12 protein-coding genes are annotated in these 13,814 nt (G+C 63.1%); 5 read left to right on the top strand and 7 right to left on the bottom strand.

What is annotated here, in order from left to right:
• Nucleotides 1-4 precede the first annotated feature (4 nt).
• Nucleotides 5-2,422 (bottom strand): lysylphosphatidylglycerol synthase transmembrane domain-containing protein, encoded by a 2,418-nt coding sequence (locus tag AC1Q6C_RS02645; RefSeq protein WP_007733454.1) that lies wholly within the window; start codon nt 2,420-2,422, stop codon nt 5-7.
• A gap of 210 nt (nt 2,423-2,632) precedes the next feature.
• Here AC1Q6C_RS02645 and ppk2 point away from each other — a divergent pair, with 210 nt between their 5' ends.
• A complete protein-coding gene (gene ppk2 / locus AC1Q6C_RS02640; protein ID WP_003940295.1) occupies nt 2,633-3,598 on the top strand; it encodes a polyphosphate kinase 2 in 966 nt (321 codons plus the stop codon).
• Nucleotides 3,599-3,611: 13 nt separating this feature from the next.
• Here ppk2 and mgrA read toward each other — a convergent pair whose 3' ends face one another.
• The gene (gene mgrA / locus AC1Q6C_RS02635) at nt 3,612-4,643 is read right to left on the bottom strand and encodes an L-glyceraldehyde 3-phosphate reductase (protein WP_007733451.1); all 1,032 of its coding nucleotides are present in this window, start codon (nt 4,641-4,643) and stop codon (nt 3,612-3,614) included.
• A gap of 324 nt (nt 4,644-4,967) precedes the next feature.
• On the opposite strand from mgrA, the gene AC1Q6C_RS02630 reads away from it, so the two are divergent.
• Nucleotides 4,968-7,244: a SulP family inorganic anion transporter gene (locus tag AC1Q6C_RS02630; protein WP_492666358.1), complete on the top strand. Its 2,277-nt coding sequence runs from the start codon at nt 4,968-4,970 to the stop codon at nt 7,242-7,244.
• Between the two features lie 4 nt (nt 7,245-7,248).
• Here AC1Q6C_RS02630 and AC1Q6C_RS02625 read toward each other — a convergent pair whose 3' ends face one another.
• From AC1Q6C_RS02625 to AC1Q6C_RS02615, 3 genes are read right to left on the bottom strand one after another with little or no spacing between them, the layout of a single operon-like run.
• Nucleotides 7,249-8,592, bottom strand: a complete 1,344-nt coding sequence (locus tag AC1Q6C_RS02625) for a sensor histidine kinase (RefSeq protein ID WP_003939972.1) — start codon at nt 8,590-8,592, stop codon at nt 7,249-7,251.
• Nucleotides 8,589-9,293, bottom strand: coding sequence for a response regulator transcription factor (locus tag AC1Q6C_RS02620; RefSeq protein ID WP_003939853.1), 705 nt, complete (start codon nt 9,291-9,293; stop codon nt 8,589-8,591). The genes AC1Q6C_RS02625 and AC1Q6C_RS02620 overlap by 4 nt, the downstream gene beginning before the upstream one ends.
• Nucleotides 9,294-9,333: 40 nt before the next feature.
• Entirely contained in the window at nt 9,334-9,909 is a 576-nt protein-coding gene (locus AC1Q6C_RS02615; RefSeq protein WP_003939888.1) for a TetR/AcrR family transcriptional regulator, read from the bottom strand.
• An 89-nt stretch (nt 9,910-9,998) separates the two neighbouring features.
• Here AC1Q6C_RS02615 and AC1Q6C_RS02610 point away from each other — a divergent pair, with 89 nt between their 5' ends.
• A complete protein-coding gene (locus AC1Q6C_RS02610) occupies nt 9,999-10,994 on the top strand; it encodes a hypothetical protein (RefSeq protein WP_007733448.1) in 996 nt (331 codons plus the stop codon).
• On the opposite strand, the gene AC1Q6C_RS02605 is transcribed toward AC1Q6C_RS02610, so the two are convergent.
• Nucleotides 10,991-11,368 carry a DUF952 domain-containing protein gene (locus tag AC1Q6C_RS02605; protein ID WP_073512668.1) on the bottom strand — a complete coding sequence of 126 codons (378 nt, stop codon included), beginning with the start codon at nt 11,366-11,368 and terminating at the stop codon, nt 10,991-10,993. The genes AC1Q6C_RS02610 and AC1Q6C_RS02605 overlap by 4 nt on opposite strands.
• 76 nt (nt 11,369-11,444) lie before the next feature.
• Between AC1Q6C_RS02605 and AC1Q6C_RS02600 the strand changes: the two genes are divergently transcribed.
• Together AC1Q6C_RS02600 and AC1Q6C_RS02595 are read left to right on the top strand one after the other, a co-directional pair.
• Complete coding sequence (locus AC1Q6C_RS02600) at nt 11,445-12,032, top strand: TetR/AcrR family transcriptional regulator (protein ID WP_042921655.1); 588 nt, start codon at nt 11,445-11,447, stop codon at nt 12,030-12,032.
• A 10-nt stretch (nt 12,033-12,042) separates the two neighbouring features.
• Nucleotides 12,043-13,389: a cryptochrome/photolyase family protein gene (locus AC1Q6C_RS02595; protein ID WP_230358971.1), complete on the top strand. Its 1,347-nt coding sequence runs from the start codon at nt 12,043-12,045 to the stop codon at nt 13,387-13,389.
• A gap of 4 nt (nt 13,390-13,393) precedes the next feature.
• Here the strand turns inward: AC1Q6C_RS02595 and AC1Q6C_RS02590 are convergent, their stop codons facing one another.
• A complete protein-coding gene (locus AC1Q6C_RS02590; RefSeq protein WP_003939994.1) occupies nt 13,394-13,762 on the bottom strand; it encodes a VOC family protein in 369 nt (122 codons plus the stop codon).
• Between the last annotated feature and the right edge of the window lie 52 nt (nt 13,763-13,814).

Genomic DNA, 13,814 nt, shown 5'->3' with positions numbered 1-13,814 from the left:
CGGCTCAGACCATGTCGTTCTTCTGCAGCCACCGCAGTGTCGGCCAACCGCAGAACACCGGGAGCCAGCAGGTCAGCACTCGGTAGAGCAGGACCGACGGGACCGCGATACTTGCCGGCAGTCCGAATGCGGACAGACCACCGATGAGGGCGGCCTCGACGGCTCCGACGCCACCCGGTGTCGGAGCCGCCGAGGCGAGCGTCCCACCGATCATCGTCACGATGGTGACGGTGATGAACGTCGTTCCGCCGCCGAATGCTTCGACGCTCGCCCACAGAGCCAGGGCGGCACCGAGAGTTGTTGCGGCGCTGCCGCCCACGATGATGAGGAAGCGGGTCGGGTTTCGCGCGAGTTGGCTCAGTTCACCCAACACCTCGGTGATCTGAGGACGCAGATCGTCGCGCAGCCACCCACGGAGTTTCGGGATGAACATGAATGCACCGAGAACTCCGAGCGCTACGCCGCCCGCCAGGTACAGAACAGTGGATCCCGGGATGAAGTGCGAGAGGTTCGTATCACGTCCGGCGACGATCGAGAAGAAGATCAGCAAGCCGACGTGGGTGACCACCTGAACCGTCTGTTGCAGCGCGACTGCGGCCGTTGCGCGGACGGTACCGAGCCCGCCCTTCTGCAGGAACCGCACGCTCAGCGCGAGCCCGCCGACTCCGGCCGGAGTTGTCGTCGCCGCGAAGGTGTTGGCCACCTGCATGATCAAGAGGTTGCGGTAACTGACCATCGACGACGCACAGGCCCACAGGGCCGCAGCCGCGCCGACGTACGTCAGTGCGGAGACGCCGAGGCCGAGCAGTGCCCACCACCAGTTGGCCGTCTTCAGCTCGGTGATGAACGCGGGGACCTGGCTGATGAAGGGATAGGCGACGTAGACCAGACCGATGAGCAGAACGAGCTGGATCAGCTGGTTGCGACTGAATCGGGTGACCTGTGCGGGAGCGACCTTTTCGATCCCGTTCTTGGCACCGACCTCGTCTCGGATCTCGGTCATCAGTTTCGCGGAATCCGTGACCGTCCGCCGAATTCGGTTGGGCAATGCAGCGGTGGTCAATCGGCCGGAGGCGGCGAGAATCGTGTCTGCGCCTTGCGCTCGAATCGCGGCGTCCACCGCTGCATCGACCCCGAACAATGATGCGGTGGCGAAGAGAAGTTGTGCGTTGTCGGACTGCATCTGAACTTCGGTGGCGCCGAATTCGGAGTACGCGTACCCGCCGAAGAGGATGGTTCCGCCTTCGACACGAATTTCGGAAGCGCGCAGGTCGCCGTGCGCCATCTGGTGCACGTGAGCGGTATGCAGTGTTTGCCACAGCGCGTCGATCAGTTTGGTGGATTCTTCCTCGCCCGCCTGGTTCTCGACGGCGACGGCAAGGGGGATGCCACGAGGACTCGGGCGCGCGTACATCTCCCACCCGCGATCGAGTACCGAGATTGCGACGGCCTTGGAACTGGCCAGACCGATGTCGGCGAACGCGATACCCATGAGCGCTCGGTGTTCGACGGCGCGACGAAGTGATCCGTAGGGCGGCGGAGTTTCACGGTTCCGGAACGAGATCCAACGGAACGTCTGTCGAATTGCTCCGCTGCTTCGCTGGTTCTGTCCGTACAACTCGACGACGAGTTCGTCGAAAGGTTCGTCGTCCGGTGCTTGGTCGATGGCTGCGGACATGACAAGAGGCCCGATTCCCGAGGGACTCACGACGCGGAACGCGGTGACGCGGTAACCGCGCCGCGCGAGTACGCGTACTGCCGAGTCCAACGGCACTTCGAGGGCAGGGGTGCCGACGGCGAGAACGATCACCGCGCCGATCAGGTAACCGACGGCGAGACCCAGCATCGATCGTGCGGGAACGATCGAGCTGACGATCAGATGGATGGGAGCGAAGAGCAGAAGCAGCGTCCACCAGGCTCGTCGCCACTTCTTCGGAAGCCACGGGCCCGAGACGGTGAGCACCGCCGCGAGCATCGCGATCCATCGCGGATCGTCGAGGAATTGCGACAGGAAGGTGGCGTCGAGTCGGTCCGGCACGTCGAGGTGCCATTTCGGTGCCGCCAGGCCTGTTCCGGTGAAGGACAGCGCGACACCGGCGCACAGGCCGGCGGCGGCGTATCCGGCCAGCAACTTCCACCGGCGCCCGACGATCAGGCCGATCAGGATGGCGAACGGTAGCGCCAGAATTGCGATGCCGTAGAGCAGGTACACAGTGTCTGACAGGCTCGGCGAGAGAACACCGACGATGTTGGACACCGACGTTTCGAGGGCGTCCCACTGACTTCGAGTGATCAGAGATCCCGCGATCACGCCGCCGAGCAGCACAGCAGCGATCGCAACCCGCATGATGTCGCTCGTACGGCGGTGCAGTGGTGGCAGGAGGCTTCCCGTTACCGGGATCTCCCGTCCGTCTACTCGCATCTCGCCAGAACTCTCTTCTCTCGGGGTTACCGACCGTCTCAGTTACCTCGATCAAGGTACCGCGTGAGGGTTCGGCGACTGGGAAGCCGGACCTGTCGTTACCTCCTCGATGCCAAGCAACATTCTCTTCGGACCCGCGGGAGCGGGCTTCGGCGCGTAAAATTCAGTTTCCGGACGTTCGTTCATTTCGACGACAGGGAGTGCGTATTCATGAGCCCCGACGCCAGCGGTGTGGACGGTCGGGTTCCTGACCTGCCGACCCCGTCGACCAGAATTTCCGTCACCGAGGATTACGCGGCCGAGATCGACGAGCTGTCGAGTCTCAAGCACAAGCTCGGCGTGCTGGAGCCTTCGGAGTTCGCGGATGCCTGGAAGCAGGGCTATCCGTACGAGAAGAAGATGTCGCGCCGCGAGTACGAGCGGAAGAAGCGGCGTCTGCAGATCGAGTTGCTCAAGCTGCAGCTGTGGGTCAAGGAAACCGGTCAGAAGGTGCTCATCATCTTCGAAGGTCGCGATGCTGCCGGTAAGGGCGGGTCGATCAAGAGATTCACCGAGCATCTCAATCCCCGTGGAGCCCGCGTGGTCGCGCTCGAGAAGCCCACCGACATCGAGCGGACGCAGTGGTATTTCCAACGCTATGTCGCACACCTACCCAGCGGCGGCGAGATAGTGATGATGGACCGGTCCTGGTACAACCGCGCCGGCGTCGAACGAGTGATGGGTTACTGCACGCCGACGCAGTATCTCGAGTTCATGAGAGAGACCCCGGACTTCGAGCGGATGCTCGTCAACTCCGGGATTCATCTGCACAAGCTGTGGTTCTCGGTCAGCCGCGAAGAGCAGTTGGCGCGGTTCGCGGCCCGCCGAACGGACCCGGTGCGTCAGTGGAAGCTCTCACCGACCGATCTGGCTTCGCTCGATAAGTGGGACGACTACACCCAGGCCAAGGAAGCCATGTTCTTCTACACCGATACCGGGGATGCGCCCTGGACGGTGATCAAGAGCAACGACAAGAAGCGCGCTCGCCTCGAGGCGATGCGTCACGTGCTCGCCAGCTTCGACTATCCCAACAAGGATCACCGGGCTGTCGGTACTCCGGATCCCTTGATCGTCGGGCCGGCGTCGGCCGTATTCGAAGAGGGCGAGCACGTGAACGTGGAGTTGCCTCAGCTCTAGCGCAGGTGATCGCTCAGATCGAACTGGCCTCTGCCCACAGATTGATGCCGCTGTCCTTGGCGTGCTGATCTATGGAGGCCAGTTCGGCTGCGCTGAATTCGAGATTGTCGAGCGCGCCGACGTTGGCTTCGAGTTGGGCGACACTGGACGCACCGATCAGTACCGAGGTGACCCGCGAATCGCGGAGTGCCCAGCTCAGTGCCAGCTGAGCCAGCGACTGGCCGCGGTCTGCCGCGATGTCGTTGAGCGCGCGGATGTGGGTGAGAGCGTCGTCGGTCAACCACGACGGATCCAGTGACTTACCTTGAGCTGCACGGGAATCCTCGGGGACGCCGTTCAGATAGCGATCGGTGAGCATGCCTTGAGCGAGTGGTGAGAACGCGATGACGCCGACGCCGAGATCGTCGACAGCCGACAGCAGGTCCTGCTCTATCCAGCGGTTCAGCATCGAATAGCTCGGCTGGTGGATCAAGAGCGGAACCCCCGCAGCGGCGAGCAGTGCGGCGATTTCACGGGTGCGCTCCGGCGAGTACGAACTAATACCCGCGTACAGGGCCTTGCCCTGCTGGACAGCGCTGATCAGGGCGCCTGCGGTCTCGTCGATCGGAGTTTCGGCGTCAGGGCGATGGCTGTAGAAGATATCGACATAGTCGACGCCGAGTCGTCCGAGCGACTGATCGAGGGACGACAGCAAATACTTGCGGGAACCACCGAATCCGTAGGGGCCGGGCCACATGTCCCAGCCGGCTTTGGACGAGATGACCAATTCCTCGCGGTACGAAGAGAAATCCTCACGCAGGATCCTGCCGAAGTTCGTCTCGGCGCTTCCGTACGGGGGACCGTAGTTGTTCGCAAGATCGAAGTGGGTGATTCCGAGATCGAATGCCCGCCGCAGAACTGCGCGCTGGTTCTCGATCGGTACGTCGTCGCCGAAGTTGTGCCAGAGGCCCAGCGAGATGGCCGGGAGTTTGAGACCGCTCCGACCGGTTCGGCGGTACGGCATGGCTTCGTAGCGGTCCTGCGCGGCGACGTACTGATCGGACATGGTGCCTGCCTTCACATCGTTGTGTTTGCGGTTGAGCGTTCACTCCCGACCATTATCGCCGACGGCGCTCAGGTGTGCCGGCCGCTGGAGGTGTGTCAGTCAAAATGCTTGCGGTTTAAAGCAATTCGATCGATCTTTTGGACCGATGTTCAGGTTCGAGTCACAGTGCCGGGCGGCGGTGACGTCGACCACGTCTGGGCTCGCATCTAAGGGAACGGTAAGGAATCGCGGTTACCATGGTCACAGTCGATCGGCGATACCGATCGCCGATTCGCTTCGAACATGTTGCCCAGCAGCCGGATCCGGGGTCCGGCGAGGAGATCTATGTCGACGCAGTCCGTAGTGCACGCACAATCATCCGCAGACGAGAGCGTCGTGGGGGATTCGTCTCCGCCGGGTGGTGGAAGCAGGCGATATCTCGAGCAACTGATCAGATACGACGTGCCGGCGTCGCTGGTCGTATTCCTGGTGGCGCTTCCCCTGTCATTGGGAATTGCGATCGCCTCCGGGGCGCCGATCATGGCAGGTCTGATCGCCGCAATCGTCGGCGGAGTGGTGGCCGGAGCTGTGGGAGGTTCACCGCTGCAAGTCAGTGGTCCCGCAGCCGGCCTGACCGTGGTGGTCGCCGAACTGATCGGCAAGTTCGGGTGGAAAGTCACCTGCCTGATCACCGTCGGCGCCGGAATTCTGCAGATCGTGTTCGGGCTCAGCCGAATTGCCCGTGCGGCGCTGGCTATTGCTCCAGTGGTGGTGCATGCGATGCTCGCCGGTATCGGCATCACCATTGCGCTACAACAGGTTCACGTGTTGTTGGGTGGAAGCTCGGCCAGCTCGGCGCTGGACAATCTACGGCAGTTGCCCGCACAGATCGGTGCCTTGCATGTCGAGGACCTGATGATCGGACTCGTCGTCATCGCCACCCTTCTCGGGTGGCGCTATCTCCCTGCCGGTGTCCGCAAGGTTCCGGCGGCGTTGGTGGGCATCGTATTGGCAACTCTCGCTTCGCTGGCGCTGCCGATCGACGTCGAGCGTATTGCTCTCGACGGATCTTTGCTGGACTCGATCGGCCTCCCCGCTCTGCCCGACGGCCAGTGGCTCGGCGTCGCAACCGGCATCCTCACCATCGCCCTGATCGCCAGTGTGGAGAGTCTGCTCTCGGCCGTGGCCGTGGACAAGATGCACTCGGGCCCGCGGTCGAACTTCGATCGCGAGATGCTCGGCCAGGGCACCGCGAACATGGTGTCCGGGGCCATCGGCGGCCTTCCGGTCACCGGGGTGATCGTGCGCAGTGCGACCAATGTCGAGGCCGGGGCGAAGTCCCGCGCGTCGTCGATCATGCACGGCCTGTGGATTCTGCTGTTCTCGGCTGCGCTCGCCGGGTTGGTCCAGCAGATTCCGAAGTCTGCATTGGCCGGACTGTTGATTGTCATCGGTATTCAACTGGTCAAGCTGGCGCACATTCGGTTGGCGCGACGGACCGGTGATCTGTGGGTGTACGGCATCACGGTGGTCGGCGTCGTGTTCTTGAATCTGCTCGAGGGCGTCCTGATCGGGTTGGCGCTGGCCATCGCCCTCCTGGTGTGGCGTGTCATCCGCGCAACTGTCACCGCAGAAGAGTTGGGCGACAACGATTCCGGGAAGTGGCGCGTCCTGGTCGAAGGCTCGTGCACCTTCCTGGTGCTGCCCAAGCTGACGTCGGTGCTCGCCGGACTCCCACCGCGGTCGGACGTCACCGTCGAGCTGTCTGTCGACTTCCTCGACCATGCCGTCTTCGACGTCATCGAAGAGTGGGCGAGGCAGTACGAGTTGGCAGGTGGTTCGGTGGTCATCGACGAAGTCGGCTCGGTGAGTATGGAGAGCGCGACCACCGGTCCGCCGAAGCGCGGCGCCGCAGTCACCGACCTGCGCGGCTTGCTCGCGCCGTGGGGCAGTTGGCAACCACAGGCTTCGGGGAGGAATCTGAGCAGCCCGCCGGCCTTGCGGCCCATTCTCGACGGGGTGTCCAACTATCATCGCCATCGCGCCGAAGCGATACGGCCGCACATGGATCAGTTGCGCGACGGGCAGAACCCCGACTCTCTTTTCCTTACCTGCGCAGATTCGCGAGTGGTGCCGAACATCATCACGAGCAGTGGCCCCGGCGACCTGTTCACCGTGCGCAATGTCGGAAACCTGGTTCCTGCCGGCGGCCGCGATACGTCGGTGGAAGCGGCACTGGCCTTCGGGATCGACGAGTTGGGTGTCAGCTCGGTGGTCGTGTGCGGACATTCGGGCTGCGGCGCGATGCAAGCACTCCTGACCAACGGTCCGTCGGAATCGGGAGTCGTCGGTGAATGGCTGCGGCATGCGGAGACGAGCTTGCAGGCCTATACGAGTGGCCATCCGGTCGCGCGTGCTGCGGCCGAGGCAGGTTTCTCGGAGGTCGATCAGCTCGGAATGGTCAATGTCGCAGTCCAATTGCAGACTCTCGAACGCCATCCTCTCGTCGGTCAGGCCCGTGTGGATGGTCGCCTGCGTATCGCCGGACTGTTCTTCGACATCGGCTCGGCTCGGGTCATCGAAGTGACAGCGTCGGGGATCGGCCAGTTGATCGAGACCTGAAGGGCTATTCGGGTCCGGGCTGATCCCTGAGTTCGACCAGCAGGCGAGCCCCGCCGAGTGGACTGTCGTGAAATGTCGTCCGTCCGCCGTGCAGGGCCGCCTGCTGCGCCACCAGCGCCAGGCCCAAACCGGAGCCTGTCTTGCCTGCCGTCGATCCGCGAGTGAAGCGCTCGAACACGCTCGAGCGTTCCTCGGCCGGTATTCCGCAACCGTTGTCGTCGATCGTGATCGTGACGGTGTCCGGTGAATCTGCCGGGCGAGCGAGGGTGATGCGCACCGCGCTCGCGCCGCCGTGGCGGACTGCATTGGTGATCGCGTTGTCGAGGATCAACCGGATTCCGCCGGGAAGGGCCCGGATGCAATAGGGGAGTGGGGAATCCACCGTGACGACGCCGACGTCGAGCCCAGGATGATGTCGGCGTGCGTCGTCGGCAGCGATGTCGCAGACCTCGGTCAAATCGGTGTCCTTGAAATCCTCGGCCGTCGAGAGTTCACCCTTCGCCAGGCGCTCGAGGTCTCTCAGAGTTGACTCGACGCGGCCCTGCGCGCGGGCCAGATCTGTGAGGATCTCCCGTCTTTGTTCGTGATCGAGGTCGTGAATGGACAACACTTCGATGTCGGTTCGCATTGCTGTCAACGGAGTTCGGAGTTCGTGAGCCGAGGCGGACGCAAAATCTCGGGCGGCGGCAAGGGCGGAGTTGGTTGCGGCTTGCGCTCGAGCGACGTCGCTGAGCATCGATTCTGCTGCTGCGGCAAGCTCGTCCGCTTCACGGATTCCGGAAACCTCGGTGGCGAGATCGGGATCGCGCCTGGCGATCCGGCGGGTCAACTCCACGAGGGGGCGCACCGCCGGGCCACCGAACAACCATCCCAACGCAGCTGCGGCCGCTACGGCCCCGACGCCGAAGAACGCAACCTGTCGCTGTTGGTCGACTGTGATGTCTCGCGCTTCGGCATAGGGAACCGCCAGCGAGACAAGGGCATTGATCCCGTCGGCCTCGGCGGTATATGCCCGGTACTTCGTACCGTCCACGTCGACGGTCGCCGAGCCGACCGGTAGTTCGGGCAGTCGCGTCGGGGTACTGGATTTGACGGTTCCGTCGGTGTCGGATCGGATGGTCACGGAAAAGGCGCCGCCGTCTCCGAACGCGCCGAGAAAAGGTCCCGCTGTAGCCGCATTGGCCACGATGACCGTCGATGCCGTCTCCAATCGACGGTCCAACTGCGCCAAATTGTTTCGTGCGATAGCCAGTGCAACGACCACACCGAGTGCGATGACGATGAACGTCGCCCCCAGTGCCGCGGCCGCGGCAACGCGAGTTCGTAGTGAGAAGCGGCGACGCTTCACGGGTTCTCCCGAAGCACGAACCCGACGCCGCGAACGGTATGCAGCAGACGAGGTGAACCGCCGGATTCGAACTTTCGACGCAGATAGCCGATGAAGACGTCCACGACGTTCGTGTCGGCGACGAAGTCGTAGCCCCACACCAGTTCGAGGAGACGTTCGCGAGTGAGCACGATGCCGGAATTGTGTGCGAGCACTTCGAGTAGCTCGAATTCGCGTTTGGTGAGCGGTACTTCCTTGCCGTCGACACGAACCCGGCGACCGGAGAGATCGATGTCGAGGTTTCCGACCCGCAGGGTATTCGTACCCTCGGAGTGATCGCCGGCCGGAGTGTTGCTGCGACGGAGCATTGCGCGGATCCGGGCAACCAGTTCGGCAAGAACAAACGGTTTGACCATGTAGTCGTCTGCACCGGATTCGAGTCCGGCGATGCGATCGTCGACCGAGTTGCGCGCACTGAGCACGCAGATCGGGATTTCGTTGCCGGCGGCACGAAGCGCCGTCACCACACCGGTGCCGTCGAGCACCGGCATGTTGATGTCGAGGACTACCGCGTCCGGTCGCTTGTCGGAGATCACTCGGAGCGCGTCGGCGCCGTCCACCGCCGTCAGTACGGTGAATCCCGAGAGCCGCAATCCGCGTTCGAGTGAGGTCAGGACGTCTGCGTCGTCGTCGACTACGAGGATTTTCGGTATCTCGGTCACAGCCCCATTGTGCCTTGCCTGGTACGTCGGGTTTCGCCGATCAGACCGGCAAGTCGGTACCGTCCGGACGCAGACCGGCCATGAACACCGCGACCAACCGCGGGACCAGGTTCGGCATGGCCTCGTCGGACAACTCGATTTGCGGGCGCGTCAGTTTGGCCAGAGCCATGACGAATTCGAGCGGTTGCAGATCGGCGCGAACCAGTCCGGCGCTCTGAGCGGCGCCGATCGTCGCGGTCATCTTCGTTTTCGTCACCTCACGCACCGCCAGAACTTCGGGCGCCAGCTCGGTGAAACTGCGTTCCACCAGCGCAGGAATGAGCGCACCCAGGCGCAGTTCCACGAGGCGGTCCACCAGCGTGTGCCACGCGTTTGCCGGATCGGTGGACATTGCCGTGAGTGCGATGTCGGCAGCCTCGCGGACATCGGTCAGTGTTGCGACGGCGACGGCGGTCACGAGGTCCTCGCGCGTCGGAAAGTTTCGATACAGCGTGGCGATGCCCACTTTCGCGAGTTCTGCGACTGCATCGAGCGGCGCGTCGTGCCCGCGTTCGGTGAACACCGCTCGTGCGGCGTCGACTATTGCGTTTCTGCGTTCACGTGCATCGGCTCGCACATCCACCTCCGGTATTGACAGTTCATCATAACCGGAGGAATATCTTCCACAAATAGTGGAGGAAAAACTTCCACTTAGGGAGGGTAGTTATGAACGCCGAAGTTGAAGCACAGGACCGCAAGAAGTTGGTGGCTGTGGTGTTGGGCTTGTCCGCCGTGATCGGGCTGATGCTGCTTGCCTTCGTACTGCCCTCGGTCAACAGTGGCCCGCACGAACTGAAGTTGGGCATCACCGGTCCAGCTGCGGCAACCGAACAGATCAGCACCTCGCTCGAGGCGAGTAAGCAAGGCGCCTTCGATACTCGAGAATTCGCCGACGCCGACGCCCTGCGTGACGCGATTCGGAATCGCGACGTGGTCGGCGGAATCGCCGTTGATGCCAACGGTCCTCACGTGTTGATCGCGACTGCAGGCGGAACCCCGATCGCCCAGACCCTGACCGGGGTGGCCAACGGCCTCTCGGAGGCCTCGGGGGCAAAGGTTCCCGTCGAAGACGTTGTGCCGTTGACGGCGGACGACCCGACTGGTGCTGGGCTCACGGCATTGGCCTTGCCTCTGGTGTTCGGTGGAATCATGCCTGCTGTTGTTCTCGTGCAGCTGTTTCCGCGCAGCATTGTCAAGCGAGTGTTGGGCGCTGCCGGCGTCGCGGTGGTCGCGGGTTTTGCACTGACTGCCATTCTGCAGTTCGGCACCAACAGTCTTGACGGAAACTACCTGCTCACCGCGCTCACACTCGCCGTTGGTATTTCGGCCATCTCGCTTCCCATTTTGGGGCTCGAATCCCTGCTCGGGATGAAGGGGTTCGCTTTGGGCGCCGTCACGATGATGTTCATCGGAAACCCACTCTCGGGGATGGCGACAACTGCCGCGTGGTTGCCCGCGGGTTGGGGCGCTTTGGGGCAGCTGCTCCCACCCGGCGCCGCAGGAGCATCCGTCCGTTCGATGGCGTTCTTCGACGGCCATGGCGCCACCACGCCACTTCTGGTGCTGGTGTGCTGGATTGCCGTCGGGATCGCGCTGTGCGTGGCTGCCGGTCGGAAGAAGGCGTCGACCCCCGTGGTCGAACCCGAGGCTGCGCTGGTCTAGTCGGTGCGGCTTGCGTACGGGGTCAGGTCGGGAATCGGCCAGACCCCGTCAACGCGTTCCATGGCCAGTTCGGCGACCACGGTGTCCTCGTCCATCGGTAGAGGTCGGAGGATTCGGGGCTTTCCCGCCTCCCATTCGACGTCGATGCCTGCGGAGGTCAGGGCGTCCTGATCGATGACGGCGACGACCAGTGGCAATGTGAGGTCGCCGAACACCAGATCGAGCACCGAAGCGAGTGCGTCCGGGTTCGTTGCGCGAATGAATCCTGCCTCGTCGTAACTGATTCCGCGCGTCGAGACCTCGTACTCACCGAAACGCTTGCATGCTTCCCAGTCGTCGGCGATAGCGACGTGGACGAGTCGTTGTCCGGTCATGCAGTGCTCCTGTAGTATTCGAATTAATGAAACGTCAACGTAGCATTAATTCACCGGCTCGGTAACAGGGGACTTGATGGAGCAACCGCGCAGACGTGGGAGAACCAGTGACGCCGAGCGCGCCGAACGACGCAACGAGATTCTCGACGTCGCTGTCGACTCGTTTCGAGATGTCGGGTTCGCCCGAACTACCATCGAGGGCATTGCCACGGTGGCCGGCGTCGCCAAGCGCACCGTGTACAGCTACTTCGGCGACAAGTCTGCGGTCTTTGCAGCTGCGGTTGCGCGTCAGCACGCGTACGTCGACGATGCCGGCGAGGGCCAGTCCGACCTGCTCGCCGCTGCAGTGGACATCGTCATCGCCCTGCACAGCGACAACTCGATTGCGCTGCACCGCATGATGATCGGCGAGGCCGTGCAGTTCCCTGAATTGGCCGCAGCGTTCTACGAATCCGGCCCGGCCAAGTCGATTGCCTTTCTGGAGAAGATTTTGATCGATCAGCACGGCCAGAAGGCTGCGCTGTGCGCGGATCAGTTGTACACCTTGCTGCTCGGGGAGGAGCACCGGCGGCGACTGCTCGGGCTCACCTCCGAACCGACAGCCGAAAGAGCGGCGCAACTGGCGGCCCGCGCGGTGGGATGCGTTCTGAGATCTGATCGGTAGGCTCGACTGGGTGAGTAACTCTGTGATCTGGTTTCGACGCGATCTGAGGGTCGGTGATCTTCCGACTCTGACTGCAGCGGCGGATGCCGGCGGACAGACGTTGGGTTTGTTCGTCCTCGACGAGAAGTTGCTCGGACCGGCAGGCTCACCCCGCCAGAATCAACTGTTCGCCAACTTGTCGGCACTCGACAACCAGCTCGACGGACGATTGATGGTTGTTCGAGGTGATCCGGCAGACGTGGTGCCCCGCGTGGCGGAATCCGTTGGCGCCGAAGAAGTTCACATCAGTGGCGACTACGGGCCCTACGGCCGACGGCGCGACGCGGCCGTGGCCGAGAAGGTGGAGTTGATCGCCACCGGGTCACCATATGCCGTGGCGCCCGGACGCGTCACCAAGGCGGACGGTGATCCGTACAAGGTGTTCACGCCGTACTTCCGTCAGTGGATGGAACATGGTTGGCGGGGCCCCGCGTCGACCGATGCGGGGACGGTCCGTTGGTTCGATCCGAGCGAGAAGGACGGTGGCCCGCGCCGGGTGAGTATCCCCGCGCCGTCCGGCACCGTTAGCGATGTCGTCGGTGAGGCCGGTGCGCTCGAACAGTGGAAAGAATACTGCGAGAACGATCTTGACCGGTACGACGACGAACGAAATCGACCCGACCTCGACACCACGAGTCGGATGTCGATCCCGCTCAAGTACGGCACGATTCATCCGAGAACCATGTTGGCAGATCTCTCCAAGCGACTCGGAGACGGCGCTCAGGCGTACCGTCGCCAGCTTGCTTGGCGAGACTTCTACGCAGACATCCTGTTTCAGCGCCCCGACAGCGCGCGGAAGAACTACGACGACAAGTTCGACCGTTTACGTCACGACGGGGGAGTCGACGCAGACGCCGCCTTCACGGCCTGGTGTGAAGGCAAGACCGGCTTCCCGATCGTGGATGCCGGCATGCGGCAACTCGCCGCCGAGAACTGGATGCACAATCGGGTCCGAATGATCGTCGCGTCATTCCTGGTGAAGGACCTGCACATTCCGTGGTGGCGCGGCGCACGGTACTTCATGTCGCAACTGGTGGACGGTGACTTGGCCTCCAATCAGCACGGGTGGCAGTGGACTGCCGGGTCGGGTACGGATGCTTCGCCCTTCTTCCGCGTCTTCAACCCGATCACGCAAGGGGAGAAGTTCGATCCCGACGGCACATACGTCCGTCGGTGGGTCCCCGAACTTCGCGATGTTCCCGGGAAGGCCGTCCACTCGTTGAAGGCGATGCGCCCAGTCGACTACCCGGACCCGATAGTCGATCACGCGCACCAGCGTGAGGAGGCCTTGCGCCGGTACGGCGAGATCAAAGGCTGAGTGCTCAGTGATCTGCGGGCGCTACGCGGACGCGGTTTCCGTCCAGATCTGAAATGACAAACGTCAGACCGAAGACATCTTCGTTGGGTTCTTCGACGACCTCGACTCCCTTGGCCACCCACTCGTCGTGGATCGCCCGAATTTCGTTGCTCCCGCCGTCGACCAAGATGCCGACTTCGAAATTGCGCGGTGTCGCGGGATCGAGGTCGCGGGACTTGCCGCTCCACAGTGCAAGGACCACACCGCCGCCGAGGTCGAAGGTCATGTACCGAGGGCTGAGGACCTCAGGCTTCGCGTCGAACAATTCGCCGTAGAACGCTGCTGCGGAGGCGGCATCGCTGACGTAGATCAGAAACTGGTTGGGTAGTCGCACTGTGGTTTTCCCTCTCCCGTTGATGTTCGGGCCACCGGCAGCGGGGCGTGTG

Source organism: Rhodococcus sp. MT28 (assembly GCF_058792695.1).
Note: the sequence above shows the minus strand (reverse complement) of the source record. Positions and strands in the feature narration are given on the sequence as shown.